The sequence below is a fragment of the Enterococcus sp. HMSC078F03 genome (assembly GCF_001811595.1).
GTDB classification, from domain to species: Bacteria; Bacillota; Bacilli; order Lactobacillales; family Enterococcaceae; genus Enterococcus; species Enterococcus faecalis.
Window position 1 is genome coordinate 201,054 of sequence record NZ_KV805588.1, and the last position, 25,998, is coordinate 227,051.

The window sequence follows — 25,998 nt, forward strand, 5'->3', positions numbered from 1 at the left end:
CAGTTGTCACACTTGGTTTTTCAGGTATGATTGGTGCAATTGTACCTAACGTTTCACTTTCATCTGGATTTTCTTCTTCTGTTGGTGAGACATGAACTTCTGGTTGGCTGCTTTCTGTGGTTTCTGTTGCGCCATTCTCTTCAGTTGTTTCTGTTGCCTGTTCCAAAGTAGGTATCTTTGGTTCCCATTCTTCTATTGTCTCTAAAGGAATGTCTAGACTTTCTTCTGTTGGCATTTCCACATTTTGATTGCCGCTTGCCTCACCGTCTACAAAAACATTTTTAACCTGTGATGTATTTTTTTCATTCGTTGCTTCTTGATTGTTTAGTCGATAATTGATGTCATAACTATTTTCAAATGTCGCTTGATGTTGCCCCGCTTCCGTGATTGTCGAAGTGTAACGGACGATAAAGGAAGTAAAGCGTGCTTTATCTCGATAAAAACGTAAATTAAAGTCATTATCCGTCACGAAGTCAATTTTGCCATAACCTTGTTGCTCAAACTCGGCAAGTGAAATATATTTAGTTTCTTTGTCATTCACAATATCAAATGTAAAACTCTCTTTGTTTAATTGTTGACCACTTCCTTGTCGATCCGCAATTGAAATATCTTCTGTGACATCGGATTTATTGAGGTTCACATTTAAAAACCAACGTACTTGATTTGACTCTCCAGCCAAATCGCCTACTTTATAAAAAAACGGATAGTCTCGCTCAATTTGGCCATTCTCTGTGCTAGTCATTCCTTCAATTGTCAAACGTTGAGTCGCCGTTGCAGTTCCGAAATCCGTTTCTATCACGTTCGGTTGCGAACTATTGGTGATAAGCGTTTTAATCCCGAAAGAAAAATGCCCGTTCACATTATGTAAAGATTCAACTTTTTCGTTAAATATTGCTACAACATGATCTTTATAGATGAAGACTTCCCCTAAACCATTTAAATTGATTTTTCGTGGTGAACCATCGTTCTCGGTCATTCCAACTAGTGCGTCTGGTAAAGTTAAAGTAATTGTATCTCCGGGTTTTATTTTCTGATTTTCTTTGTCACTAAAAGATACTTTAATGGAGGTCATCTCCCCTTGATATAAAGTAGTGTGATCTAATTCTACTTTGTCAACGATTGGACTTTTGCTCAATTCGGCGCCAAACGAAATTGGACCTATCAATAACGCCCCCGCAATTGGTAGAATCATTACCAACAGTAACACTAAAAATTTTACACTTTTTGTCATAAAAAATTATTCACCCTTCTTTTCTCTTATTTTTTCCACTTAGTGGTCTTTTTCAGAAGTTGACAATAGCAAAAAGATATGTCTCGTACAATATTAATGCTCATTTAAGTAGCCTTTTTTTTAAATTTCTAATTCACTTCCTAAGGAAAACGTTTTATTATGGTAGTTACATTAGATAACATTTGTTACAAAATATCTAGTGCTTCCAATATTGAGTTGTATAAATAACATATTTCGGATCAATAATGAATAAAAATACTTAATTCATCCACATTTTGTTTCCAAGGACATTTATTCTTGTTATAATAAAATTTATAAGATAAGGAGGAAAAGAATGAAAAATTCATATTTTGATGGTGGTTTAGCAACGTATATCGGGACTTCAATTTTAGCAACCTTGATTACTGTCTTTACATTAGGTATTTGCGCACCTTGGGGAATTTGTATGATGTACAACTGGAAAATCAAGCATACCGTTATTGATGGTAAACGTCTTTATTTTGACGGTACAGCTATGCAATTATTCGGACATTGGATTAAATGGCTTTTATTAACTATAATTACTTTAGGCATTTATGGTTTTTGGTTGAATATCCGTTTGCAACAATGGATTACAAAACATACCCACACACTTTCATAAAAAAGAGGAAGGATGAACTGAGTTGCGGTCCATCCTTCCTCTTTTTATGAATATCTGACAGAGTGTTATCCTACTCTTTGAAAAAACAAGGAATTTATGCTATACTTTGATAAGTATCAAGGGATACTTATGTTATTTCGGGGGCGTTACGGATTCGACAGGCATAGTTGAGCTTGAATTGCGTTTCGTAGGTTACGGCTACGTTAAAACGTTACAGTTAAATATAACTGCTAAAAACGAAAACAATTCTTTCGCTTTAGCTGCCTAAAAACCAGCTAGCGAAGATCCTCCCGGCATCGCCCATGTGCTCGGGTCAGGGTCCTAATCGAAGTGGGATACGCTAAATTTTTCCGTCTGTAAAATTTAGAAGAGCTTACCAGACTAGCAATACAGAATGCCTGTCACTCGGCACGCTGTAAAGCGAACCTTTAAATGAGTGTCTATGAACGTAGAGATTTAAGTGGCAATATGTTTGGACGCGGGTTCGACTCCCGCCGTCTCCATTTTTAGAAAAGTAGAGAAAAACAAAAAAGAGCTAAAACCTTATAAAATAAAGGTTTTAGCTCTTTTTTTCTATAAGCAAAAGAAGGCTCGTTACCTCCCCTTACACTTCCTATCACATTATCTTTCTAAAACCACTTCATTTTCTTTTTCTATTGGTGATTTTGGGTATTGCATAGAACATGGCTAAAAATATTATTGTTATCAAAAGAGTTTTTAAGATTTCAATTTTTCCTGAATCTATCCAAGTATACACAAAAGCGATGATAAAAGTAATTACTATTTCCGTAACATGATCTTTTAAATTCATTAGCTTAGCCCACATTGAACTGCCCATAAAGTTAGTTGTCCAGCTACAATAATAGCATTCGTCTTTAAACCATTGGCTTTAGCGAAGCGTAATACAGTCACTGCTAATTCTTTCCAGGCTTTCTTTTGTGCAGCTTTTACAATTGCACTGATACTAATCATTGCAAAAAACTCATCTTTGATTTTGTTAGCAACGCAACTTCCTAATGCATTCCAATTAAAACGTGCTTGAACTACTGTTGAAGCATCAGAAATATTTACATTTAACTCTTCCTCAACTGAAGAAATCTCTTGCTGAGCAAAATTATTTTTGACATAGTTTTTAAAGTTATCTTCCGTCACTCCATTCGCATACATTTCTTCCAGTCCTTTTGCTACAGCCTCAACTTCTGAATCCTCTAGCTGGTCAGATGCATAAACACTTGTTCCAGCGCTGATAAAAATACCTAATGTCATTAGTAATGCCATCGCCAAACAAAAAAATTTAGCCTTTTTTGTCACCTGTAATTCCATAAATAAATCCCTACTTTCTTTTCCTTGTTATAATCATAACAAGGAAAAAGATAATTTATCATCAAAATCCCTATTTGATGCTTATATTTTCCTATATATCCTAGAGCTGATTTTTCTCACTAGTGATCACATCAATTTGAACTAATGATTCAAAAAAAGACACAGGTTATTTGAGGTACGTTCGAGGTAATGCTAGGTTCTATTTTGAAAACAACGCTGCTCTCTTGAAATATTTTTTGAGCTTGTCTAAACCTTCTGAAACGAATATAGAAAATAAAAAAAGAGTCCCCTTTCTCAAGGAAACTCTCAATTGCTAAGTCAAAATAACTTCACGTTATCTAAATCTTTTAAATCAATCCTATGGTTCGCGGAACAAAGGAGCTAAAAACTTAATAGAATAAATCGCACAAATTCCGACAATAATATAGATAATTTTTGCTAATGGTGTGGTTGCACCACCACTAATTGTTGCAACTAAATCAAAATTAAATGCACCAACTAATAACCAGTTTAAACCTCCGACAATCAATAAAATTAAAGCAATAATATCCAGATATTTCATTTTTAACACTCCTTCCAAATTTGATAAGTCAAGAGTAACACGTTTATTCTTTATTTACGAAAATAATGATTCAGGAAAAAAACTTTTTTCAATTATTTTCTCGAATCATTTTTTCATTATTAATAATTTTATGATATAACTAAAGAGTAGACAAAAACAGATTCATTATCTCTGATAAGAAATGATGGTTTATTATGCGTGCTAAGTTATTTTTAATTTTGCGGAATCGAGTGTTATCACGTGTTGTCTTTGTCATTCTATTTTTACATGTGTTTTTTACCACAAATGATTTCACGGTGTTGCTGCTCCTCTTACTATTGAATTATTTACTCACGCTTGAAGATAGCGCGAAAAAAACAGAAAAATCCAAACTTGGCAGGAATTTAAACAGTCGATTGATTGGCCCTTTGTCGCTTTTTATTCAGGGCTTGCTCTTTTAGTTATTTCGTTAATACTTCTGTTTCTCTGGTTCAATTATGCACGATAAGGAGGATTAAAAATTGAAAAGCTATTTTTTTACTCTTTTTTTAGTATGTTTAGCCTTTTCGTCATACTACTTTGGTTTTCTGGTCGTCTTTTTCCGTCGCTTGTACCAGATAATGAAGCCGCTAATAATTAACGCACAGGCAATTAAAAGTAATGTCCATAATAGTAAATTTTGTTGTTGTGCCACTTTTTTCATTCCTGCTGCTGCTTTTTCTGGTTGATATGGGATACGATGTCCTCGAACTAATAACCGATGACTGTTTATCATATACGGTGTGCAAGTTAATAAAGTGACGAGATCTTGGCCAGACTCAATGTGTAAATCTTTTGTATCAGTTGGTTCAACGGTTTTTGTTTGATCTACTTGATAAGCAAGCGTCTTCCCATTAACTTCGATATAAAATTCATCGCCTTTTTTTAATTCTGGCAAATCTGTAAATAATTTGGCTTGAGGGAGACCACGATGGCCTGAAATGACCGCATGTGTATTCGCACCACCTGTAGGATAGGAGGTTCCTTCTAACAAGGAGCTTCCTTTTTCCAATAGCAATGCATTTGTTTTATCAAAAATTGGTAAACGGACATTTATTTTTGGAATGGTTAAAACACCAATCGTATGACTTTCAAAATAGGATTTGTCTGGTTTTTTCGTTGTTTTTTGCGTTTCAGAAAAAGGATCTAATCCAGGATTGCTGCCTTTTTTCGCTAATTCTTGGTTTTTCTTTTCCATTTTTTCTTGAAGTTCAGCCATTTCTTTGGTGTTTTCTTGGCTTGCTTTTGCTTGATAATGAGCGATAATTTGTTGATCCAGATAGTTATTTAATGCATCGCTAACAAAAGGATACGCAAATGCACCTATTCCAATAATCAGTAAAAGAATCATAAAACCATCAATGATACGACGTTTCTTTTTTGACTTCATTGCTTCCTCCTTAAAAATAAAGCATGAAAGCCTGGGACAGTGATTGGCCCAGGCTTAAAAACTGATAAACGGCGGAAACAGAATCAACACTACGCGTTGCTCCGATCTCAACAACTTATAAGGTGTTTTCTCGTCAAAGACTCGTCGCAGTTTTGTCCTTGAGAGTTCTCGGAGCTAAACACTTCTGTTCCGACCTCTTTGTTTTTCTAAAAATTTCTTCGGTGACGCTAGAAATTAAGCATTTTCTTTTCTACGTCTAGCAAAGTAGACTCCTGCAATAAGTAGCAAGACTGCGCCACTTCCTAAGTAAACGTAGATTCCTTTGCCACCTGTTGAAGGTAAGGTACCTTTGTGTTTGTTTGGTACTTTTTCTGGTGAAACTAGGTTTTCTGTTGTGCCATATGATTGTTCATTGACCACAAATTCAATCCGATTTGTTAACAAGACATAATCATCAGGAGCTACAGTTTCTTCTAAATAATAGGTACCGTATTTAAGCCCTGTGATATCAACTAATCCATCAGCCGTTGTTGTAAAAGTAGTTGCTTCGGCTTTTGTTTTCACCCAAGTTGCTGCTTTCGTTGTTTCATCGATTTTCAAATAATTTGCTGTGTCACTGTTTTGATCACGAACGACAAAGGAAGCTCCCGCCAAGGCTTGTGTCGCTGTCACATCGCCATCGACTTTAATGAAACGTTTCCCACCTGTCACAACTTCAACAGTTGGTGGTGTTTGGTCGTCGGTATGACCGTTATCAACATTCGCCTCATTTTTAAAGCCTTTCGTAGGATCTGCTTTTTCATTTAAATGCATAAAGTAAACGAATTTTAGTGTGCCGCCTGGCGTTAACGTAGGAATATATTCTGGATTAACGGCGACAGTGAAGCCATTTGCTTGTTCAGTCACTTGATAATTTTCAGGAGCAATCACTGTATCCCCATCATATAACGCATAGGCATACTCTCCAGAAGTCACGTTATCAAAAGTTAAGGCTGCATCATGTTTATCAACTAAATTGAATTTGACGTATTTATTAGCGTCGCCTTCTTTGTCTGCAATCCCCAATGGAATATTTACAGAAATTTGATATTTAATTTTTTCGCCAATTGCCACATCTTTACCATCTAAGTTTGGTGTTGTTTTATCAACTTTAGAGGTATCATTTTTGACTGTTTTTTCAACAGGTGTTTGATTGTTTGCTTCAATTGTAAATGGTGTTTTTGTTTGATTTTCAATTAATTCTGCATTATTTGGCGCTTTTACTTCTTCTAAAATATACGAACCAACCTCAAGATTTTTAACTGTTAATTCTCCCGTTCCATTCTCTGCTTCTGTGAAATCATTTTCGCCAATTTCATAACTTTTCCCAGTAATAAAGCGTTTTGCTTGTTCTTTATCCGTTGTCCATGTATATAATCCATCTTTGACTCCTTGGATATATTTTACTGTGCCTGGTGAGCCTTCGCTTTTGGAAATAACAAATTCTGCGCCATTTAATCCTTCATTTTCAGCAGTTCCTACTTTTTTCACATGTAAACTACCATCATTGGCTACCACATTTTTAGGATAAATATGAACAACCGCTAATTCTTCTGTTCCATATTTATAGGAACCATCTGCTTGCTTGATCATTTCGTAAACTGGGAACGCCACCACCATATTCGTAGCAGCAACTACACCCTCTTTTGGTTCTTCTTTAATGGTATACACTGCATCTTTACCATTTTGTTTTTTAGGTAACTGAACAGTGACATTCCCATTTGCATCGGTGGTTCCTTGAGCAACAGGTTTCCCAGGAGTTAAACTTTGGACAGCTTGTTTAGCTGCATCGACGCTTGCGCCTGCCGCTCGTTGCTCGTAAAATTCGCTCGTCACGTTATAAATACTAAACGTCACATCTGCCAGTCCTTGATATTTATCAAACTCGCTCATTTCTTTCCCGCTATTTTGAATAAGCGGATCTGGTAAATCCGTCATTTTCTTTTTGTGAATCACGAGCTGTGCGCTCTCCCCATTTTCTTCTGCAAATGCAGTTGTTGTCCCTAATACACTCGTGAAAAGTGGCAAAATTAGTAACAAGGTACTAACGGTGTACCAAACTTTTTTTAATTGCTTCATTTTCTCTCTCCTCTTTTTTGTTTTTGATAAAATAGCCAAATGGCTACCAGCCCAATGATTAGCAGGCCTGCAATCGTCAACCAAATAGAACGTTCTTCATTTGTTTTTGGTAAGAAGCCTGACTCTTTTACTTTTTTATTGATTACATGTAACGGTGCTGTTCGTTGTCCGTTCGTTGCATAAGAATTTTTTTCCACCGTAAAAGGAATTTCTGTTTGATTCAGAAGATAACCTTTTGGTGCAGAGATTTCTTCCAAGAAGTACTGGCCATCTTTTAAGCCTTTAACTGAAAATTCGCCGGCTTGATTAGATGTGATCTTTTTAGCTAATGCTTTTTCTTTCTGCCAACGATACCCGTTTGCTGTTTCATTGAGGTATTCCCCCGCTTGATTTTTGACGATAAAAACAGCCTCTGGCAAGGTGATTTTCGCATTTTCACTATCAACTTTGACAAAAGACTTGCCACCTGTACGAACTGTGGCTCTTTTAGTCAAGGTATGTTTGTCCGTGACTAATTGTCCTTCGTTGTTAATCGCAGTGTCAGGTTCAGCGGTCTTTTCTAAACGCATTTGATACGACACAGTCATTGTTTGATTTGCAAAGTTTTGTAAGTCTTTAATTGAAAAATCAAGCGTAAATCCATGCTTTTGCGTCGTCAGTGTGTAACCTGTAGTAACTGTTTTTCCAGCCACTTTTACCTCAATTGATTCTGGTAAAAGTGTCAACGTTGTATCCGCCTTATCTGACAAACGGAATTCCTGATATCCTAAAATATTCGCTGGAATCTGAGTCGTTAACTGATAGTTAATGTGCTCTCCTTGATTAAAGCCTTGCTGCTTATCGAGTACCGTTTTTTCAAGTGGTGGTAAGTCATAGGCATTTTCTTCATTTTTTGGATATAAATGAATATGCGTTAACGATTGCCCTTGTGGATCTTGAACAGGCAAAATCACTACTAGGTTGCTAGCTTTTTCCTTTACCACTTCCGGTGCTTCCGCTTCAACAAATAAATAGGCTTTATCTCGTTGCTGCGAATCTTTGCTAGCTAATGAAAAAGAAACCACTCCATCTTCTCCATTTATTGTCTGTGTTTTATCTTCTGCAATCGGTTTTCTATTTGTTGCACCGGTTTCTGCTAATTGACGCTGTGCCTCTTGGACCGTTTTTCCTTCAGAACGAAGCTGATAAAACGGATCCGTCACATCATAGACTTGATAAGTGACGTCATTTAAGCCCCGATAATTTTGAAGCAGCGTTCCCTCTTCCCCTGTGTTTTGCTGCTGTTCTGGTAATTGACCATCAGGGAACAATAATTTGTGCAACGTAACTTGAACGCTTGCTTGCGATGCCTCTGCTAATGCTTGCTGTGAAAACCCGAAAAGAGCGAGTAGCATGACGCAAATACTTAACCAACGTGCGTTTTTCATTGATTACACACTCCCTTCTGGTCGTCTAATAAAGAGATAAACACCCGCTATCACGAATGTACTAATCGCTATCAAGTAAAACCACAAGCGTCCTATGCCACCAGTTTCAGGTAAAGGAACCTTTGCTTGGTTCGTAACATCTAAAGTAATTTGATTATTCTTCTCTCCAGAAATTAAAACATCTGCTACTTTTTCCCCATCTATCGTGACTGAACCATCTTCACGAATTATTAATTCGATTGGTTCTTTTAACCCCTGATATCCTTCTGGCGTAAAGGTTTCTGTTAGGACATATTTCCCTGGTTTTAAGTTTTCAAAAACAAAAGTATCCGTTTCTTTGCCATCTTTTGGTAATTCAATATCCGTATCTGGTCCTGTTAAACGGAATTTCGCTCCTTTAAGTGGCGTCTGATTATCGGCTTTTTTATGAACCGTTAAGTCAAAAGGTTTCAAATGATTTTGATGTGTCAGTGTCCATTCTGGCGCATTTTCTTCAATATTTTTGCCTGCATAGTGAATTTTCCCATATTTATCAACAGTAAATTCATAATTTCCAGCAAGAGTGTCGTAGCCTAATGGTCCTGCTTGTTCCACCATTCGATACTCACCAGGTTCACTAATTTTAAAATAGCTCAATCCTGCAGTATCTGTTTTTTGAGTTGCCACAGTTTGATAACTTCCTTGAGCATTTTTTCTTTGCAACGCAAAAGTCGCCTCTGCTAAGTTCACTTGTTTGCCATTTTGCATGGTGTATTTTCTAATTCTGATTGGCAAAGAAGAAAATTTATTTTCAATTTCCAATGGAATAACTTGATTTGTGGTGGTCACTTCTTGTCCATCGATGCTTACTTTGCCTTGCTCACTCACCTCAATTTGCCAAGTCGTTTTCTTGCCTAACTCATGTCCTGCAGGTGCTTTTACTTCAGTTAATGTATAGCGTTCCCCTTTTTGTAGGCGCACATCTTTTGGCAAGGAATAGCTACCATCTTTATTGTCCACTAATGTTGTCTGAACATTTTTACCACTCAATTCAAAGACGGCTCCCACTAAGTTTTTCTCACCTGAGGAAGAATTTTTGATTACTTTTAAATCTAATGGCTTGAACTGCTTCGTGTTTTTCCAAGTAGTATCGTCGATTTTTTCTTGACTGTAACCAGGAACTGCTAATTCACGGGTTGTTTGATAATTGAAAGCTTGTCCTTGATTATTGTATTGGGGAAGCCCAAGAACTTCTTGATAGCTTTCATCCGCGGTTTTGGAAAGTTGGGTTACATTTTTGCGCTCCCAACTATTGCTGGTATCATTTTCTGGTTTTGATAATTTAATATACCCAGTTTGCCAGTTGGCTGTGTCAGTTACTTGCTTTCTACTAATTTCATAAATCACATTATCTGGCCGACTTGTCGGGTCTTGATCATACTCTTCCCAGATTTTTTTCACGTTTAACTTCACGCCAGGTGCTTTTCCAGAAGGAACCCCAAAATCAACTTTTTCATGGGCCGTGGCTAATGGCTGAAACGTTGTCCGACCATTCATTTGATACCAAAAATCAGGTTTGAAGTTTTCTGACTCTGTTTGAATACGTACTTGATAATGAATTTGAATTTCTTGCCCTTTACCCAAATAAATCTCATTACTATTAATTGTAGCGCCTGTTAGCGACACTTCTGGTAATGTTTGAACCTGAACAGGACCCACACTTTTCATTGATAATGTATTTGGCTCGTATTTAAAAGGTTCAGCAATTGGATCAACTACTTTTCCGTTTACAACCGTTCCTGAAATCTGAACGGCTTTTTTCGCTAAATAATCAGAAATGTCTGGTGCATAATCCGCGGATTCATAATAAAGGTCTCCATTTTCATCGGCTGACACCATCTCGCGCATTTTATCTTCAACTTGTTGTTTAGATAAATTAGCTCGTGGATCGCTTTGCAATTGAATGCCCAATCCATGTATTTCAATCCCACGTTGTTTTAAGGCCATTGCCTCACCTATCGTGGCGATAAACGTACTGTTAATTCGTTTATTGATATTGTTTTGATCTGGCGCATTATAGCTACCAGAGATATAAGAAGTGCTACCTGGTTGGTCTTGTCGATTCGTAAATTGTGTCCCGTAAAAGCGACCATCCGCCTCTGTTTGAACTCGACTCACTTTATAAGAGAAGGTTGGGACGCCATCCGTTAAAAGTACAATAACTTTCTTATGTCCATTTGGCGTTGCTAACATATCACCAGCATCTCTTAATGCTTTTTGAGTGAAAGTTCCTCCTCTAGTGCTACTTGGCGTAATATTTTTAATTGGATTTTTGACTGTATCAAACGGTCCCATTTGAATGGCGTTGTTATTATAACCGTCACTTGAGTAGCCAACATAGCCCATGTTGATGTTATTGGTAATACCGCTATCTGCCAATGTATCAACAAAACGGTTCACTCCTTTTTGTACTTCACCAATCCGATTGTTTTCATTCATACTACCGGACCAGTCAACGACTAAGACCAAATCCAATGGCGTGATTTCTTTCTGAACATTCCCACGCACATTAAGATATACATCAAAAAGCCCTGGTGTTGTTGTTTCTCTAGCATATTTTCGGATGGCATAATCGGCTTGGTCTCCTGTACCGCCATACTCAATATAAGAATTTGTGCGATTAGTAGGGTCCCCATTCCAACTCGTTTGGCCGTCCCATTGTGTACCACCGTCTTTATTCCCTTGATGGTTTAACACATTTTGATTGCCTGTGGGCTGCCAATTAGCTGTCGGATAAGTACCAGAATTATCCGTCGTGTATTGTGGTGCAATTAAAGGTAGTGCCAGATTCGCTCTCAAAGTGGCTGGCGCCATTCTTGCTTCTGCAAATGGATTGGTTACCTCTTCTGTTGCGGTCGGCTGTTCTGTATTTTCTGGAGCCGAATCATTTTTGTTAGTTTCTTTCGTATTTTCTGGTACAGTTATTTTTTCTGGTTCAGTTGATTCTTTAGCAGAATCCTCTACTGTTATTTTTTCAGAAGTAACTGAAACATCATATTCGTTGTTTTCATACAATAACTTAGGTGGCTGAGCTGTTTGAAGCGAACTTTGCTCAACAGCTAACGAAAGCTGTACCGGCTTTTTTACTTGTGCGTCCAAAGTCAGATAAAGCGTACCATTAGTCACTTGGTAAGAATATCCGTCTTTTTCAATTACAGCAGTATCCATGAACTGTGCATTTTTCAATTGAATTTCTCGTTGTAATGGCTGCTCTGTTTGGTTGAGAAGATTTAACTCGATATTAATATTCGTTTTATCATTCTCATCTGTTATCATTTGAGCGGATGTAATTTCAACTTCTTTGGCTGTTTCTGCATAGCCAATGAGCGGTATGAAATAGGATGAGACAAGTAAAAAGACTACGCCGAAAACCCCAAATTTCTTTAGTAATTTAATGTCTGTTCTCTCCTTTCTTTTATGAATTAACAGTTAAATTAGAATTGCCTAGCACGTAAAATTTCATTATTCTAATCTGATAATTATTATACAGAGAAGGAGCTCATTAAATCACACCAGCTTTCATACCAAGCGGTTTCATTTCTGAAATTGCGTTATTGTTTCGATGATTGTTTAATTAAAGTAAAGGACTTGGGAGGAAACAATATGATTAGGTTTTTAGAAAAAAATTATCGGAAAATGGAAGAAATCATTCGTGTCTTATCCATTTCTGATAAATGGATGACTAAAAAAGAACTTGCAAAATATATTGGTAGTTCTGAGTCTACTTTTATTCGTTATATTGAGGAGATTAAACAGCGTTGGGGCGAAAGTTTAACCATTAAAACATCGCATAAATTAGGCTATCGTTTAGAAAACTTTAATGCGTCCTTATATTTAAACGTACTGACGGATATGGCAAAAACGTCAACGACCACCCAATTGCTCCATGAATTTATCCAAAATCCTGGCAAAACCATCGAATATTATTGCGATACCATCAATATTAGTCGCTCTTCTTTTGCTCGTAAATTGAAGCAGTGTAATCAGGTCTTGGAAACTTACTCTCTTCGCGTTATCGTTGATCAAGGCTATCAATTAACTAGCCAAACAGAAGAATTGCCTTTACGTATTTTTACGACCTTTTTCTTTTTAATGTATTATGGCCATTATGAATTGCCCTATCAATTAGATAAGCAGGAAATCAAACAATTAATGCGCCGTAATCAATGCCAATTAAATATTATTAGTATGGATAACAGTTATGAACACGATTTCTTTATTATGTATTTTATTGTTGATTTATTAAGAGAGCATCAAGGATTTCAACAACGTTTCCAGAAAAAAACAGATAAAAAGAGTCCAATCAAAATGGAAGATTATCTTTTACTCAGTCGTCATTTTACTGGACTCAGCCGTGAGACCTATCGGGAAGTTCTCCGGTATTTTCAAAGAGGCGCTTTTCAGCAATACTACTCCGAAGACCAAGAAGTCATCAGTCAAAGAATACGTGAAAATTTAAAATTTAATGCTTTTTCACAGATTGAACAATTAACAGAAGAAGTCGTCGACTTCGCTGTTCACTTGTTAACCTGTCTTTATTTGTTTTCTCAATTAGTGCCTTTTGACACCTCCGAATTGACACAAAGGGCCACCTTTTTCACTCGACAAATTCATTTTACTCAGCTTCACTTATATGCACGATTAAAAGCAGAATTGCATTTCTTTTCCGCTCTTTTAGAAACAAATCTATTAAACTATTCATCTTCTTATATTTTTTGGTTGCTTAATACTTTTCCAGAAATTAACCAGAGTTTTGACTCAAAAAAGATTTTGATTATTAGCGACATGGGCCTGAATCATAGTCAATATATTGGAAACTATGTCCACGATATTTTAGCTTTGCATCGGATTCGTTCAAATACGTTAGCAATTACGGAAGAACAATTAGGTGACCATCAACTTGAAGAATTTGATTTGATTATTACCAATCAACCAATTATTGAAACCAGTGTTCCAAGTATTTTAATTAATGATGCTATCTTATTTTCTAACAAAAGAGAATTGCTCGATTTATTAAACTTTTAACGTCTTAATGGTTTTCCTTATCTACCAAAAAGATAGCCCTTTTATCAAGAATCACGTAATGTGAGGTGCCATCATACAGAAGATATTTTTATTTTTCTGAAATAAAAAAGAAAATAGGACATAAATCGAAATGACTTATGTCCTATTTTCACTCTTAAGATAATCAGCTAAACGAAACCAGCAAATTAAATTTCTGATTGATTTACTGGCCATCTTGTGTGACTTTTACTTGGCAAAATTAATGTAATGAAGATCACTAAAGTACCGATAAAAGGAAGTAAATAGAATAAAATCCACCAGTTACTGTGGTCGCGATCATGCAATCTTCTTGCTCGAACAGTAAAGTTTGCCAACCAAATTAAAGCAGTCAGCAAGAAAAAGATAATGGTCACAGTATTCCATTCTTTAATGATTGTTCCATCATTGGGTGTTACTTCAATATATCTGTAAACGCCCGTAATTGCTGAATAAATCCCTAACACCAAATAATTAATTAATTGTGGCCACCAATATTGTGCTCGTGTTGCTGACGCATTCATTGTTGTAATATTATTCCAGTATTCTCTATACGCGTTAAACATATTATCACCCCCGCATTAACTATTACAGAAGTCTTTCGTTTTGTCAAAGAATAACGTTATTTTATGCTGCTTAATGACACGTCCATGTGCCTTCCTTAAACTCACACGAAGCGGACTCTTCAGAAGAGGGAGTCAATGAAACTAACGGTTGCTGTTGCTTTTCTTCTGCGAGAATTTTTTGAATAGTTTGGCTGATTTTTTGTTTCGGTACTGCACCATTAATTAGATATTTTTGATTAATGATTAGTGCGGGAACTCCTTGTAAACCATAAGCAGAAGCTAGCGCAAAATCTTCTTGAACCGCCGTCCAAACAGCCTCGGAAGCAACAGCTTCTTTCCATAAAGCAAAATCAATCGTTGTCTCTTTTACTAGCTCCTCAATTACTTCTGGCTCTTCAATATTTAAACTTCTCATAAATAAACCTTCTTGTAACTTATCAAACAGTAACCAATAAGTGTCTTGGTTGCCAATGTATCCAGCTGCTTTTGCTGCTAATAAAGCATTCTTTGATGTTGGAAAATCAAATCGTTGCTTCCTCATCCCTTCAATATTAAAACGATGCTTTGAATCGTTTTGATTGGCATGCACCCAATGCGTCAAAACTTCTTCTTTTACTGCTGCTCGTGAGCCAAACATTGTTTCAAAATCGTTTGCGGACCACCCCAACGCAAACGACCGATGAATCAATTCAATTTCAGGAAATTCTTGTTGAATCTCATGCATGCGGTCAGACATTGGAAAACAAAAACTACAAATAACATCATGGAAAAATTCTATTTTCATCCTTACCCTCCAGTAACTCTTTTTTCAAAACAGATTGAACTAAATTTACCATTTTACTTACTAAAAGTAAACAAATGGAGCCAATTAAAAGAAAAAGGTGAAACAAAATGCGCTATGGCTTTTGTCTCACCTGTTCTATCTACTTATTCTGATGTGTCCATTCCATTACCCGCTCACCATTCGTATCTAATTCACCATTAAATACAAAACCAAGTTGTTGATACAACCGAATTGCTGAGCTGTTCGTATCATAAACACTCAAGTATAGCTTGTTTGTTTGGTATTTTTCTATTAGCATTAACATTAAAAGTCGACAGGCTGCTTTCCCATAACCTTGTCCTTGGAACCGTTGATCAATTAAAAAGCGGTCTAGCCAAACGCGCCCATCTTGCCAACGTCCATACATGGCATAGCCGATTAATTTATTGCCGTCATAAATACCTGCCGATTCCCATTCTGGAAATTGGTCTGATTCTTTTAGATTTTCTGCCATTGATTCAATGAAGATTTGTTGTTCAGCGAAAACTTGTAAGTTTTCCACTGCTTTACGATTATTGCTTGTTACTTTTTCAAAATGTATTTTCATTGTTTTCACCTAATTAGTTGTTATTTTCTGCATACTTGTCTTCTTTCTTGCTTCTTATTTTAACATACTTATTTCCCTTTGCTTTCTCTAACTCTCTGTGATTATACGTTTCTCTTTTTTATGGGAAATCTTCCCTATAAATGGAGACTCTTTTCAAGAGATTTCTTTTTACACCACCTGTTTCAAATGATATAAATGATATATAGAGTGTTTTAACTATGTGCAACATGATTAAAAGTTAACTGTTGGGGAGCAGTTAACTTTTTCTTTTTAACCACAAAAGAGAGGATCCGCTGTGAGAAATAACTGCAGTGGATGCTCCCTTTTGTATATTATTTAATTACTAGCCGATAGTTGAAAGCTTTCCCGTTACTCAGTAGTATCGATTTTGTCTTCTTGACTATCTAAAGAACGGTCAACTTTTTCGTCGTAACTTTCCATAGAATTTTCATTTTTATGTTTCTGCTTATCGACCGTTTTATCGACTTTTTCTTTCTGTCGATCAATTGTTTTTTCCATCTCTTCGCCAGCCGAGGTACAACCACTCAGTAAAAGGAAACTTGTGAATAAAAACGCTGACAAGATAACTGTTTTTCCGATTTTTGTTTTCATAAACTCACCTCTCGTTTAATTTAAAAAAACGCCCCGATAAAACATTGTTCCCTTGATTATTTACTCACAATTAGCGAACAACTAAGACATTGCACAAAGCATGGTTAACCACATAATCTGTAGTAGAACCAATCAAGGTTCGTTGAATAGCACCTCTTCCCGTGGCACCTATCACAATTAAATCTATGGCATAATTTTCAGAAATCGTGTTGGCAAGATAACGTTTTGGGCTCCCAAGCTCAACAATTTTTTTGACTGTTTTTACACCAATTTCACTCGCTTGTTTTGCCTTTTCAGTGAGCATCTCTTCTGACTTGTGTTTTTCTAAATCATACAATTCTTCAAAAGAAAATGGACTCGTCGTAAATTCAGCATCATTAATAATTGTAGCTAAATAAAGAGTGGCTTGTTCCTCTTTAGCAATCCTGACAGCTTCATGAAAAGCTTTTTCAGATTGATCTGAGCCATCAAGAGCAACCAAAATATGTTGATATACTGACATTTTATCCGCCTCCTTAACCAAATTAAGAATCAAAACTAACACAACAGCTGTGTTACATTTTAGTGGCTATCTGTTGTAATTTTTCCACGGTTAATGCTTGATAATTTGTTTCTTCAAGTAGTCCCGTTTGAATTTCAACAGAAACATCTTCCGTACATGTTTCTAAAAACATTGTGGCATAATCAAACTGTTGCTCTAAGAATGTTTCATACTCCCGTTGACAACGTAAAAATTCTTTCGCGGTATCTGAAACATGTAAACACATGCGGCGCTTATTCGCTTTCTTGGTTATCACAAAATAGGTTCCTTCTAAAATCGTGGTAATCTCTTCAATAATATACGCTGCATCTTTTACCATTCCGTCAATCCAGTCCTTTATTTGTTTTCAGTATCGTTGCTTTTTTCTTTGTCGTCACTTAACAGCTCTTTAATTTTTTCACGATTGTCGTATAACTTTTTTCCTACGCCCACTAAGGCACCACCAGCCAATAACTTTGTTAAAAAGCCGCCATTTGCATTTGTTTTTTTGCCATGGTGTCCTTTTAAATGATGTCCCATCCTAGCCACCTCCATAATTTTTATTTCTATTACCTATGAACATTATCTCATATGTTTTCACAAAACGCACGTATAACAATAGTTTTTTAATCAAGGCTCGACCACTTGGTAAACTCATGACTTTTAATATGACGAATATCTTCAAATAAAATATGTGTATTTCCAACTTTTGCATACTCCATTGAACTCATCCCTTCAAAAACACCAACAATTGGCGGTTGAACACGGCCATAATCATCCAATGTATTCAATTGGATTTCTAAAACCTGGTTATTTTTTAAAGACTGCTCTAAGTATTCTTCAATTTCTTCTGTTGTCTGTTGCGGTAAGCGTTCAAACGCTCTCTTAGAATATTCGTCAGAAGCTTCGATTCCTTCTTGTAACTCCCCCAATGCAAAAGCGGTCGCCCATTTCAGTTCAAAGGGCCGATCATGGTACTCATTATAAGGTGTAAATTCTTTTTTTGTTCGTTTCATGATGTTATCCTCCTAAACCGACATTTCCTCCAGCATGTCCACCGACTAATCCTGAACGATGAATTGCCGTCGCGCCTTCCAACAAAGAAGAGGCGTGGATTAAAGCTTGAAAGCCAAATTTTTGTCGGATTTTATCAATCAGATAGTTTAACTCCATTTCACTAATTTGCTCTTCTGGTTCCGAAAATAAATCTAATTGTAAAGATTCATTCCAAACTAATTTTCCATATGAAAGCCCTAATTGCCGGACATCGGTTCCCGCTAGATAATGTTCTCTAAAAAGGGCTAATACATAGGTAATCAAAACTTTTGTATTGTTTGTTGCAGGAATCGTTTGTTGTTTTCGCCAACCAGTTCGTCCTTCACGGTCAATTTGTCCTTTGGAATAACCAACGTAGACTGTGATACATTCCGTTTGACAATGCGCTTTTCTTAAACGAGCAGCCACTTGTTCTGTCAGTTCCTTTAAGACTAGTTCAATCTGATCTCTTCGCGCATAATCTCTCGGCAAAATCTGACTATTTCCAAATGATTTTTCAGCTTTATGTTGCGCTTTTTTCCCTAAAAAGGTACGATCAATCCCCCATGAATGAGCATACAATTGAAGCCCCATCACGCCAAATGTTTCTTGTAAAAGATGCGGATTCGCTTGCGCTAACTCATATACAGAATCAATTCCTAAGCGATTCAGTCGTTTAGCCATTCTGCGACCAATCCCACAAAAATCTGTCAAAGAAGGCAACTGCCAGACAGTATCTGGTACACGATCATACCGCCATTCTGCAATAAAATCTGGCGAATGTTTGGCGCCATTGTCCAACGCCAATTTAGCCAGTAACGGATTGTCCCCTATCCCAACGGTCACATAAATACCCACATGATTATAAACGACTCTTTGGATAATCCGAGCCATCTTATAGGCGGTTTCACAATGAAAATAACTTAAAGAAGCCGTTACATCAAGAAATGATTCATCTACACTAAACACAGAGTGATCTTCATCTGCGACAAACTTTTTATATAAATTATTGATTTCTTGATTTTTTTTCATGTACAAATTCATTCGTGGCGGAACCACATATAAATCAGGATGAGCGGGCACTTGATTTTTACGCGTAACATTTGAAACACCTAAAACTTTTTTTGCCATTGGCGATGCTGATAAAACTAATCCCCCCGCATTTTCGGCATTACTCATCACTACTAACATCGTTTTCAACGGATCTAACCCACGTTCTGCGCATTCTACACTAGCGTAAAAACTTTTGCAATCAATACAAAGAATATCGCGACTAGGTTCTTTTTCATAATCAAATTTCACAAACATCACCTCACTTGCAAAATCATTATACGAACAAACGTTCGATTAATCAAGCGAACACTGTTTATTTTTTTGTTTTTTTCAAGAACGGTTGGCGATCAAAAAAATAGTCCAACAACAAACAGAACCCTGTTGTTAGACAATTTACATATATTGAAAAAGAACTCTCAAATAAAATAATAGTGTATTCAGATTAATACATAGAGGATAAACTTGAATAAATACTATGTAAAACATGATTATTTTAATAGATTGGTGTAGTTTAATATCAAAATCAATATTATAGGTGATAATACACATAGAGAAATAAAAATAATCAAAAAATAGAACCATTTTTTAGAAACTAGCATACCTAATCCTATCGTTCCTAGTGTGTACAGTACTATCAAAATAAGATAGATTTTTGTTCCATTTCCTGAAAAATCCGTCTTGCTCACACTAGTTATCATTCGAAGAATAGCATATATAATCCCCAAAGAGCAAAGCATCCAAATAAAGCTACTAATATATTTAAGGAGATTCATAACCAGACCTACTTTCTATTAAATTACTAAGCTTAGCCTTTCCAAGTTTGTGTGTGCGTTGCTCTAACATCAAAGTAATCAGGAAAAGCATAACACACAATTCTAGAAACCGCTATCAAAACTACTAATAACATATCTATATCATACTTTTTTATAGCATATTCTACCTATAAAAAATAAATAACGGCATCAAAAGTTAGAATATTCATCTAACTTTTTGACGCCGTAACACCCTATTATCACTTTTTACATCTTATTTCGATTTAAAAATAATGATAAAAAGCCCGTTCCTAACAGAATTACTGCTGAAACATAATAAGGGAAAAAGTGATTGATATCAAATAAAGCTCCTGCTGCCATTGGTCCTAAAATATTACCAAAACTTGTAAATGTCGAATTTAGTCCGTTGATGGTTCCTTGTTGATCTCCAGCATGTTTGGATAAATAAGTAGTTACTGCTGGTCTAAACAAGTCAAACGATAAAAAGACAATAAACGTTGAAAATACAACAACTAAATTATTTTTTGTAAAGGCAATCACGGCAATAAAAATGGCACTTGCAAAAAAGGTTAATTGGATTAAACCCATTTCACCTATTTTTTGGACGATTGCATCAAAGAAAAACAACTGACAAATCAACGCTAAAATACCACTAACCGTAATCACGATTGCTATTTCACTTGTGGTAAAGCCAAAATTAATGGTCGCCATAATACTATAAATAGATTCGAACGCTTGCAGGCCAAAAGAGGAAATTAAGATAATCACAAATAATGAGGTAAACATTGGATTTCTTAAAATATCCATAAATGAACCTTTTTTCGCTTCAACAGCGGCTAAAATTCGTTTCTCTGGCTCCTTCAAAACAGTTAATGTCAAAATAAAACCAATAAACGCTAAAAATGCGGCGGCAAAAAACGGGGCGCGAATGCCTAAATAAGCAATAAAACCACCAACTCCTGGTCCGATAATAAAACCACCACTAATTGCGGCTGACACAAGCCCCATCGCTTTCGGACGTTCAGAAATCGTGGTCATATCTGCCACAAAAGCTGTCACTGACGGCATTAATAAAGCGGCGGCAATCCCACCTAAACCACGAGAAATATAAAAACCGCTTTTCGCTTGGGCTAAGCCAAATAATAACTCAGAAATTGAAAACACCAACATACCCGTCGCAATCATTTTTTTCCGACCAATTTTATCCGAAAGGACACCTGCGATTGGCGATGTGATTAATTGGGCAATCGCAAAAATAGAAATCATCATTCCCATTGTAGTACCAGAAAAATGCATTTCTTCTTTTAATTGGGGAATTACGGGAATGACTAGGCCTACGCCTAGAAAAACAAGAAACAAGTTAGAAATTGCTAAGTACATCATACTATTTTTTTTCGTCATAATTTGCCTCCTCCATAAAAAAACAGCCATCAAAAATGGCTATTTCTGTTTCTTTGTATGTACTTTCTTTGACAGTGTTTCGGCTAAAACACTCGTTGAGTCATTGAGATACATTTTACACTAACTCGCTGAAAATTTCACTAGTTTTTACTTATTTTTTTAAAGGAAATTGTTATTTTTTAAAGACATAACTTAAGTATCCAAGTATTTAATGAATCGCTTTTGTTTTTTATCAGAAACATAGCCAATGTGTTCATAAAATTGATGTGCTGCTGTACGCTGTTCCCCTGAATTTAAGCGAATCGCAGACAAGTTATACTTTTTAGCTTCCGTTTCTAGTTTCGTCATTAATTGTTTGCCAATTCCACGGCCTTCTGCTTCTTTTGCCACTGCTAACCCCAGAACGTTCAATAACGTTTGGGAATAAATTGTTTCATACAGTTGCGCATGCACATAGCCTAAAATCTTGCCTGTCTTCGTTTCTTCATAAACATATAAAAACTCTCTGTCACTGGCTAGTAGTAATTTCTCAATCTGTTTACAGGTCACGTCAACGGGAACTTCATAGCCCAATTGTTCTTTATTAATGATAGTTAACACCGCTGCATCTGTTGGCTTCATTTTTCTAATCAAGGGTAACAACCTCCTAAATGATATTTATAGAGTATTACTTTGGCTACTCTATAGTTTTTTCGATAAATAAAGAACTAACTCATCATCATTAACACACCGATCGTTTGGTTTCAGCTGCTTATTTTGAAACCAAACTCCTGAACCATCTGGCACATATCCTTGTTTGATATATAATCTTTGCGCTGCACCATAACCAGGATGCAGGCCTACTCCCAAGGAAACAGTATCTGCATAACTTTTGGCAACATTTTCTGCACGACTTAATAATAACCGCCCCACTCCTTGTTTTTGAAATGGTAAGAATACATTGAAATCAGCTATTTCAGGATATAAATTTTTAAAAGGTCCTTCCTTAGCTAATGGCAGTAACGTCACATAACCTAACAGCGTTGCCTTTTTCTCCGCTACAAAAACCGTTCGTTGCTTGACTAATTGTTCTTCTAAATAGTTCATTAAAATCTCTTGGCGACTTGGCCAACCTTGTTGGACAAATTGAGTATCCAGCGCTAAGATATCTTTCTCTTGCATTTCTCTAATAACCACTAGCTCAGACATCAGCATTTCCTCCCAAAAAACGTTTTCATTTTATACAACGAAGCGAATAATTCTTCGCTCCCTTATTCATTTTCAAAACCATCGAGTTGATGATATTTGGGCAAAACAGCAACACATGTTTTTTCTGAATTAACAGCAATAACGAACCCTTGCCATAAGGACCACGTCACCGCTTCACCTAATTTCTCTTTCACTCGTTGAATCATTTCAGCTTGCGTTAAGTCTCGTGCAGGAAAATGTTGAACTTTATCGTTACTGATTAAAAAAATAAATGATTCTGAAAAAGCTGTCATGACTTCAGGTGGTAAATTTTTTAATCGTTCTTGGTAATCCATTGAAACCACTCCTTCTTTTTTATCATACCACAACATCCATTTCTCTAAAAAGCGCAGCACTTACTACTGAATATCTGCTAAAATTTGCCTGATAATCTGCTTTTCAGACAGTTGTTCAGATAACCGCTGTTCTCCCGCAAGCTCTAAATAATCTTCTGGTAGCCACCAACGTTTCATTTCCACGACACCAAATTCTTGATTCTTGTTTCTCTGGCTATGTCTTTTCAGCGTTTCTTCAAAAGAAATATCAAAATAATAAACCTGAACATTTCCTTCAAAGAGAGGAAGTATTTCCTGAAAAAAGGAATGATAAATGGCTTTTTGAAAAATCCCTTCAACAATCACATACTGGCATTCTTGATACCCAAAAGCCAGAGGTCGGGACAGGAGTTTTTAGCTTCAAGAAATAAGAAGGAATTTCCGAAAGATGCTTTTCGTCTTTCGAGGAATTTCAGCTTATTTCCGAAGAAGCTGCTCCTCTCCCGCCGTTTATCTTAAGATTCAAGTCTAAGAAGGTAAGTCGTTTCGACTTACGTCCAAAAGACTGTTTCATCTTTAACACGAAGCATTTCTCTGCGCACCACATCTTGAGAAATCAATAACGATTGTTCTTTAAGACACTGATGAAGCGCGTTAGCTATCGTTGTTTTACCACTACCAGAATTACCACGTAAAATAATTAATTTCGGTTGCATCTGTTTCCCTCCATTTTCTTGATTGTTGAAAACCAGCACAAAAGAGCAAAAAACTTGGAAAAAACTCTCCAAGTTTTGCTGTTATTTTGATGAATGTTTCGTTGAATCTCGCTGAATGAATTCCGTTCCGACAATAATTTTTCTAGGAACTGGTGGGGTATTCAAGCATAACTCTTTCATTGTCTCAACGGCTAGCTCACCCATCCATTCAGTATGAACTTTAACTGTTGTTAATGTTGGTGAAACATATTTTGCGACACTAATATCATTAAAACCAATGATAGAAATATCTTCTGGCACACGAATGGCTGCTTCTTGTAACGCCCGCATCGCACCAATTGCCAACGTATCACTTGCAGCGAAAAAAGCGGTTGGACGAGTGTCCGCTTTTTCAATAAAGTCTTTCATCGCTTGATAGCCTTCTTCAACAGAAAAAGCTGCTTCGACAACCCATTCTTGATGATAAAGGTCCAGATCTTTTAAGGTTTCTTTAAAAGCGACAAAACGTGGATCAACCAATGCCACGCGGGACTCTTTCGTATATTCTTGCCCAGAAAGCATACCAATTTTCTGATGCCCTTGCGCCAAAAATTCTTGCACAATTGTTTTAACACTTCCAGTAAAATCAACAACAATGGAGTTTTGGTCAAAAGCCATTGCATCAAAGTCTACAAATAGAAGAGGTGCGCCTAAGGCGGCTAAGTCCGCCACTTGCTTTTCATCAAATTTTCCTAGGGCAATTGTCCCATCAAATCTTTTTTGAGAAAGGTTTGTCAGAGATTCTTTGACTAAAAGAAAACCCAATTCCTCTGCCCGCTTTTCAACACCTAAACGAATCGATAAATAGTAAATATCATCCAGTTCTTCTGGATCGCTGAACCATTGGACAAACCGAATTTTCTTTTTGCCTGCTTGTTTTTTTCTGGCTCGCTTTTTATAATTTAACGTTTCTGCTGTTTCAAATATTTTCTTCTTCGTTTCATCACTAACTGATAATGTTTCATCATAGTTCAAAACTCTCGAAACTGTCGCTGAAGAAACACCGACTTGCTCTGCTATATCTTTAATGGTTACGATGTTCCTCACCTCAAATTAATCATTTTCAATACATTGAATAAATCGTTCAAAAGCACGACGACCTTCTTCGTCACGTTTAAAGACGCCGGCATCTGTTAAAATTTGAACAAAAATTGTCCCAATTCCTTGTTGGATCACTTCTTTGACATTGGCTTCAGTGATGGTTTGCTGACTGAGTTCATCCGCCCAAGCTCGATGACTTTCAGCAATTTGATTGGGTTGCTTTAATAAATACTTTTCGACTTCTCTTAATTCTTGTGCCAGCCTTGGTGGCAAAATAGCTAGTCCCATTACTTCAATTAAGCCAATATTTTCTTGCTTAATATGTTGTACTTCTGGATGTGGATGAAAAATGCCATCTGGAAATTCCTCCGAAACATTATTATCTCGTAAAACTAAATCCAATTCAAATAATGACCCTTTGCGTCGAGCAATTGGCGTAATCGTATGATGCGGTGTACCATCTTCTGAATAGGCCCGAACCGAGACACGTTCATCAGAATAATTGCGCCATTTGGTCAAAATTAATTCGGCTGCCTCAACTAGTTCCTCTTGATGATCACTTTGAAGACGAATCACAGACATCGGCCATTTTAAAATACCAGCAGTTATCTCAGGATATTTTTTCAAAGAAAATCTTGTTTCCATTGGTGCTAAATCCATTGGAAATGTATGACGTCCTGCTTGGTAATGATCATGAGATAAAATAGAACCACCAACAATTGGCAAATCTGCATTAGAGCCCACAAAATATTCAGGGAATAACTCCGTAATTTTAAGGAGCCGCTGGAACGTTTTTTTCTCGATTTTCATTTCTCGATGTTGTTGGTCCAAGAAAATCGCATGCTCATTATAGTAAGCATATGGCGAATATTGAAAGCCCCAAGCTTCGTCCTCTAAATTTAGTCGGATAATCCGATGGTTTGTCCGTGCTGGATAATTCACACGGCCATAATAGCCTTCATTCTCCATACATAACATACACGCTGGATATTTTTTTTGACTCATTTTCTTTTCAGCCAAAATTTTTCGAGCATCCTTTTCTGGCTTCGATAAGTTAATGGTAATTTCTAGTTTACCATAGGGTGAGTCCATTGGGAAAATAATATTTTTGGCGATTGCTTTCGTTTTAATGTAGTTATTTGTTTTACATAACTGATAAAAATAATCCGTTGCTTTTCGTGGAGACTCTTGATAATAATCCATAAACTTCCGATTAATGATGGTTGGGGTCGGCGTAATAAAATCCATTAACTCTGCTTCTAGTTGTTCTGCTTCCGTAATTGAGTCATCGATTTGGTGATTGGCTTGTGCAATGTTTAAAAGATGTTCCACCACACGCAACGGTTCCTGCTCACAAGCAACCGCTTCTGGTTGTTCAAAAAAATCACAGCCAACTAGTTTGGCAATCCGATTCGTCAAATAATAGCGGTCTGTTTCCGTCCAATCGCCATTTTCTATGATTATCTCTACAAATGCAGCAATCCATTTACTACTTTCTTTCATCATCTGATGTTCTCCTATTCATTATAGCCTTGAGGATGTTTCACATGCCATTGCCAAGCGGTGGCGATAATGTCCTTGA

25 protein-coding genes, 1 other RNA gene and 2 pseudogenes are annotated in these 25,998 nt (G+C 36.5%); 3 read left to right on the top strand and 25 right to left on the bottom strand.

Annotated features, from left to right (window positions below; genetic code table 11):
* Positions 1 to 1,231 (bottom strand): collagen-binding protein (locus HMPREF2810_RS12015; protein WP_002416320.1); only part of this gene is annotated, 1,231 nt, incomplete at its 3' end.
* Between the two features lie 334 nt (positions 1,232 to 1,565).
* On the opposite strand from HMPREF2810_RS12015, the gene HMPREF2810_RS12020 reads away from it, so the two are divergent.
* Together HMPREF2810_RS12020 and ssrA are read left to right on the top strand one after the other, a co-directional pair.
* A complete protein-coding gene (locus tag HMPREF2810_RS12020) occupies positions 1,566 to 1,871 on the top strand; it encodes a DUF898 family protein (protein WP_002360604.1) in 306 nt (101 codons plus the stop codon).
* Between the two features lie 139 nt (positions 1,872 to 2,010).
* Positions 2,011 to 2,377, top strand: a transfer-messenger RNA (tmRNA) gene (ssrA, locus tag HMPREF2810_RS12025).
* A 134-nt stretch (positions 2,378 to 2,511) separates the two neighbouring features.
* Here the strand turns inward: ssrA and HMPREF2810_RS12030 are convergent.
* From HMPREF2810_RS12030 to ebpA, 7 genes are all read right to left on the bottom strand, one after another.
* Positions 2,512 to 2,697, bottom strand: coding sequence for a hypothetical protein (locus HMPREF2810_RS12030; protein WP_002382094.1), 186 nt, complete (start codon positions 2,695 to 2,697; stop codon positions 2,512 to 2,514).
* Complete coding sequence (entV, locus tag HMPREF2810_RS12035; protein ID WP_002382093.1) at positions 2,682 to 3,194, bottom strand: enterococcin EntV; 513 nt, start codon at positions 3,192 to 3,194, stop codon at positions 2,682 to 2,684. Before entV ends, HMPREF2810_RS12030 begins: the two co-directional genes overlap by 16 nt.
* 358 nt (positions 3,195 to 3,552) lie before the next feature.
* Entirely contained in the window at positions 3,553 to 3,756 is a 204-nt protein-coding gene (locus HMPREF2810_RS12040) for a DUF378 domain-containing protein (RefSeq protein WP_002381996.1), read from the bottom strand.
* Positions 3,757 to 4,309: 553 nt separating this feature from the next.
* Positions 4,310 to 5,164, bottom strand: a complete 855-nt coding sequence (gene srtC / locus HMPREF2810_RS12050; RefSeq protein WP_048942149.1) for an Ebp pilus assembly class C sortase — start codon at positions 5,162 to 5,164, stop codon at positions 4,310 to 4,312.
* Positions 5,165 to 5,398: 234 nt separating this feature from the next.
* Entirely contained in the window at positions 5,399 to 7,282 is a 1,884-nt protein-coding gene (gene ebpC / locus HMPREF2810_RS12055; protein ID WP_002382090.1) for an endocarditis and biofilm-associated pilus major subunit EbpC, read from the bottom strand.
* Entirely contained in the window at positions 7,279 to 8,709 is a 1,431-nt protein-coding gene (gene ebpB / locus HMPREF2810_RS12060; protein ID WP_002382089.1) for an endocarditis and biofilm-associated pilus minor subunit EbpB, read from the bottom strand. Before ebpB ends, ebpC begins: the two co-directional genes overlap by 4 nt.
* Positions 8,710 to 8,712: 3 nt before the next feature.
* The gene (gene ebpA, locus HMPREF2810_RS12065) at positions 8,713 to 12,177 is read right to left on the bottom strand and encodes an endocarditis and biofilm-associated pilus tip protein EbpA (protein ID WP_148391599.1); all 3,465 of its coding nucleotides are present in this window, start codon (positions 12,175 to 12,177) and stop codon (positions 8,713 to 8,715) included.
* A 174-nt stretch (positions 12,178 to 12,351) separates the two neighbouring features.
* Between ebpA and HMPREF2810_RS12070 the strand changes: the two genes are divergently transcribed.
* On the top strand, positions 12,352 to 13,773 hold the full coding sequence (locus HMPREF2810_RS12070; protein WP_002382087.1) for a pilus transcriptional regulator EbpR: 1,422 nt from the start codon (positions 12,352 to 12,354) through the stop codon (positions 13,771 to 13,773).
* Positions 13,774 to 13,958: 185 nt separating this feature from the next.
* On the opposite strand, the gene HMPREF2810_RS12075 is transcribed toward HMPREF2810_RS12070, so the two are convergent.
* The 17 genes and pseudogenes from HMPREF2810_RS12075 to galT all read right to left on the bottom strand — a co-directional run bounded on the left by HMPREF2810_RS12075 (position 13,959) and on the right by galT (position 25,919).
* On the bottom strand, positions 13,959 to 14,354 hold the full coding sequence (locus HMPREF2810_RS12075; RefSeq protein ID WP_002358131.1) for a DUF805 domain-containing protein: 396 nt from the start codon (positions 14,352 to 14,354) through the stop codon (positions 13,959 to 13,961).
* Between the two features lie 70 nt (positions 14,355 to 14,424).
* Complete coding sequence (locus HMPREF2810_RS12080) at positions 14,425 to 15,138, bottom strand: DsbA family oxidoreductase (protein ID WP_002382086.1); 714 nt, start codon at positions 15,136 to 15,138, stop codon at positions 14,425 to 14,427.
* Positions 15,139 to 15,277: 139 nt separating this feature from the next.
* On the bottom strand, positions 15,278 to 15,724 hold the full coding sequence (locus HMPREF2810_RS12085) for a GNAT family N-acetyltransferase (RefSeq protein ID WP_002382085.1): 447 nt from the start codon (positions 15,722 to 15,724) through the stop codon (positions 15,278 to 15,280).
* Positions 15,725 to 16,093: 369 nt separating this feature from the next.
* The gene (locus HMPREF2810_RS12090) at positions 16,094 to 16,336 is read right to left on the bottom strand and encodes a hypothetical protein (protein ID WP_002358134.1); all 243 of its coding nucleotides are present in this window, start codon (positions 16,334 to 16,336) and stop codon (positions 16,094 to 16,096) included.
* 70 nt (positions 16,337 to 16,406) lie between these two features.
* Positions 16,407 to 16,838 carry a universal stress protein gene (locus HMPREF2810_RS12095; RefSeq protein WP_010715095.1) on the bottom strand — a complete coding sequence of 144 codons (432 nt, stop codon included), beginning with the start codon at positions 16,836 to 16,838 and terminating at the stop codon, positions 16,407 to 16,409.
* Between the two features lie 52 nt (positions 16,839 to 16,890).
* On the bottom strand, positions 16,891 to 17,196 hold the full coding sequence (locus HMPREF2810_RS12100) for a hypothetical protein (protein WP_002382083.1): 306 nt from the start codon (positions 17,194 to 17,196) through the stop codon (positions 16,891 to 16,893).
* A gap of 17 nt (positions 17,197 to 17,213) precedes the next feature.
* A complete protein-coding gene (locus tag HMPREF2810_RS12105; RefSeq protein WP_002360617.1) occupies positions 17,214 to 17,411 on the bottom strand; it encodes a hypothetical protein in 198 nt (65 codons plus the stop codon).
* A 71-nt stretch (positions 17,412 to 17,482) separates the two neighbouring features.
* Positions 17,483 to 17,872, bottom strand: a complete 390-nt coding sequence (locus HMPREF2810_RS12110; RefSeq protein WP_002382082.1) for a hypothetical protein — start codon at positions 17,870 to 17,872, stop codon at positions 17,483 to 17,485.
* A 4-nt stretch (positions 17,873 to 17,876) separates the two neighbouring features.
* Positions 17,877 to 19,199 carry a Y-family DNA polymerase gene (locus tag HMPREF2810_RS12115; RefSeq protein ID WP_002382081.1) on the bottom strand — a complete coding sequence of 441 codons (1,323 nt, stop codon included), beginning with the start codon at positions 19,197 to 19,199 and terminating at the stop codon, positions 17,877 to 17,879.
* Positions 19,200 to 19,963: 764 nt separating this feature from the next.
* Positions 19,964 to 21,118: a multidrug efflux MFS transporter EmeA gene (gene emeA / locus HMPREF2810_RS12120; RefSeq protein WP_010715094.1), complete on the bottom strand. Its 1,155-nt coding sequence runs from the start codon at positions 21,116 to 21,118 to the stop codon at positions 19,964 to 19,966.
* A 192-nt stretch (positions 21,119 to 21,310) separates the two neighbouring features.
* Complete coding sequence (locus tag HMPREF2810_RS12125; protein ID WP_010715093.1) at positions 21,311 to 21,751, bottom strand: GNAT family N-acetyltransferase; 441 nt, start codon at positions 21,749 to 21,751, stop codon at positions 21,311 to 21,313.
* 48 nt (positions 21,752 to 21,799) lie between these two features.
* Positions 21,800 to 22,312 (bottom strand): GNAT family N-acetyltransferase, encoded by a 513-nt coding sequence (locus HMPREF2810_RS12130; RefSeq protein WP_002382078.1) that lies wholly within the window; start codon positions 22,310 to 22,312, stop codon positions 21,800 to 21,802.
* Between the two features lie 56 nt (positions 22,313 to 22,368).
* Positions 22,369 to 22,677, bottom strand: a complete 309-nt coding sequence (locus HMPREF2810_RS12135; protein ID WP_002382077.1) for a hypothetical protein — start codon at positions 22,675 to 22,677, stop codon at positions 22,369 to 22,371.
* A 27-nt stretch (positions 22,678 to 22,704) separates the two neighbouring features.
* A pseudogene (locus tag HMPREF2810_RS12140) lies at positions 22,705 to 23,022 on the bottom strand (hypothetical protein); the annotation flags it as partial.
* Positions 23,023 to 23,182: 160 nt separating this feature from the next.
* A pseudogene (locus HMPREF2810_RS12145) lies at positions 23,183 to 23,408 on the bottom strand (AAA family ATPase); the annotation flags it as partial.
* 9 nt (positions 23,409 to 23,417) lie between these two features.
* Entirely contained in the window at positions 23,418 to 24,422 is a 1,005-nt protein-coding gene (locus HMPREF2810_RS12150; RefSeq protein WP_002382074.1) for a LacI family DNA-binding transcriptional regulator, read from the bottom strand.
* Positions 24,423 to 24,428: 6 nt separating this feature from the next.
* The gene (galT, locus tag HMPREF2810_RS12155) at positions 24,429 to 25,919 is read right to left on the bottom strand and encodes a UDP-glucose--hexose-1-phosphate uridylyltransferase (RefSeq protein WP_002382072.1); all 1,491 of its coding nucleotides are present in this window, start codon (positions 25,917 to 25,919) and stop codon (positions 24,429 to 24,431) included.
* Between the last annotated feature and the right edge of the window lie 79 nt (positions 25,920 to 25,998).

What these genes read in the sequence shown, in the direction of transcription:
- HMPREF2810_RS12020 (WP_002360604.1), top strand. Translation starts at nt 1,566, where the DNA reads ATGAAAAATTCATATTTTGATGGTGGTTTAGCAACGTATATCGGGACT.
- HMPREF2810_RS12030 (WP_002382094.1), bottom strand. Translation starts at nt 2,697, where the DNA reads ATGTGGGCTAAGCTAATGAATTTAAAAGATCATGTTACGGAAATAGTA.
- entV (WP_002382093.1), bottom strand. Translation starts at nt 3,194, where the DNA reads ATGGAATTACAGGTGACAAAAAAGGCTAAATTTTTTTGTTTGGCGATG.
- HMPREF2810_RS12040 (WP_002381996.1), bottom strand. Translation starts at nt 3,756, where the DNA reads ATGAAATATCTGGATATTATTGCTTTAATTTTATTGATTGTCGGAGGT.
- srtC (WP_048942149.1), bottom strand. Translation starts at nt 5,164, where the DNA reads ATGAAGTCAAAAAAGAAACGTCGTATCATTGATGGTTTTATGATTCTT.
- ebpC (WP_002382090.1), bottom strand. Translation starts at nt 7,282, where the DNA reads ATGAAGCAATTAAAAAAAGTTTGGTACACCGTTAGTACCTTGTTACTA.
- ebpB (WP_002382089.1), bottom strand. Translation starts at nt 8,709, where the DNA reads ATGAAAAACGCACGTTGGTTAAGTATTTGCGTCATGCTACTCGCTCTT.
- HMPREF2810_RS12070 (WP_002382087.1), top strand. Translation starts at nt 12,352, where the DNA reads ATGATTAGGTTTTTAGAAAAAAATTATCGGAAAATGGAAGAAATCATT.
- HMPREF2810_RS12075 (WP_002358131.1), bottom strand. Translation starts at nt 14,354, where the DNA reads ATGTTTAACGCGTATAGAGAATACTGGAATAATATTACAACAATGAAT.
- HMPREF2810_RS12080 (WP_002382086.1), bottom strand. Translation starts at nt 15,138, where the DNA reads ATGAAAATAGAATTTTTCCATGATGTTATTTGTAGTTTTTGTTTTCCA.
- HMPREF2810_RS12085 (WP_002382085.1), bottom strand. Translation starts at nt 15,724, where the DNA reads ATGAAAATACATTTTGAAAAAGTAACAAGCAATAATCGTAAAGCAGTG.
- HMPREF2810_RS12090 (WP_002358134.1), bottom strand. Translation starts at nt 16,336, where the DNA reads ATGAAAACAAAAATCGGAAAAACAGTTATCTTGTCAGCGTTTTTATTC.
- HMPREF2810_RS12095 (WP_010715095.1), bottom strand. Translation starts at nt 16,838, where the DNA reads ATGTCAGTATATCAACATATTTTGGTTGCTCTTGATGGCTCAGATCAA.
- HMPREF2810_RS12100 (WP_002382083.1), bottom strand. Translation starts at nt 17,196, where the DNA reads ATGGTAAAAGATGCAGCGTATATTATTGAAGAGATTACCACGATTTTA.
- HMPREF2810_RS12105 (WP_002360617.1), bottom strand. Translation starts at nt 17,411, where the DNA reads ATGGAGGTGGCTAGGATGGGACATCATTTAAAAGGACACCATGGCAAA.
- HMPREF2810_RS12110 (WP_002382082.1), bottom strand. Translation starts at nt 17,872, where the DNA reads ATGAAACGAACAAAAAAAGAATTTACACCTTATAATGAGTACCATGAT.
- HMPREF2810_RS12115 (WP_002382081.1), bottom strand. Translation starts at nt 19,199, where the DNA reads ATGTTTGTGAAATTTGATTATGAAAAAGAACCTAGTCGCGATATTCTT.
- emeA (WP_010715094.1), bottom strand. Translation starts at nt 21,118, where the DNA reads ATGACGAAAAAAAATAGTATGATGTACTTAGCAATTTCTAACTTGTTT.
- HMPREF2810_RS12130 (WP_002382078.1), bottom strand. Translation starts at nt 22,312, where the DNA reads ATGCTGATGTCTGAGCTAGTGGTTATTAGAGAAATGCAAGAGAAAGAT.
- HMPREF2810_RS12135 (WP_002382077.1), bottom strand. Translation starts at nt 22,677, where the DNA reads ATGTTGTGGTATGATAAAAAAGAAGGAGTGGTTTCAATGGATTACCAA.
- galT (WP_002382072.1), bottom strand. Translation starts at nt 25,919, where the DNA reads ATGAAAGAAAGTAGTAAATGGATTGCTGCATTTGTAGAGATAATCATA.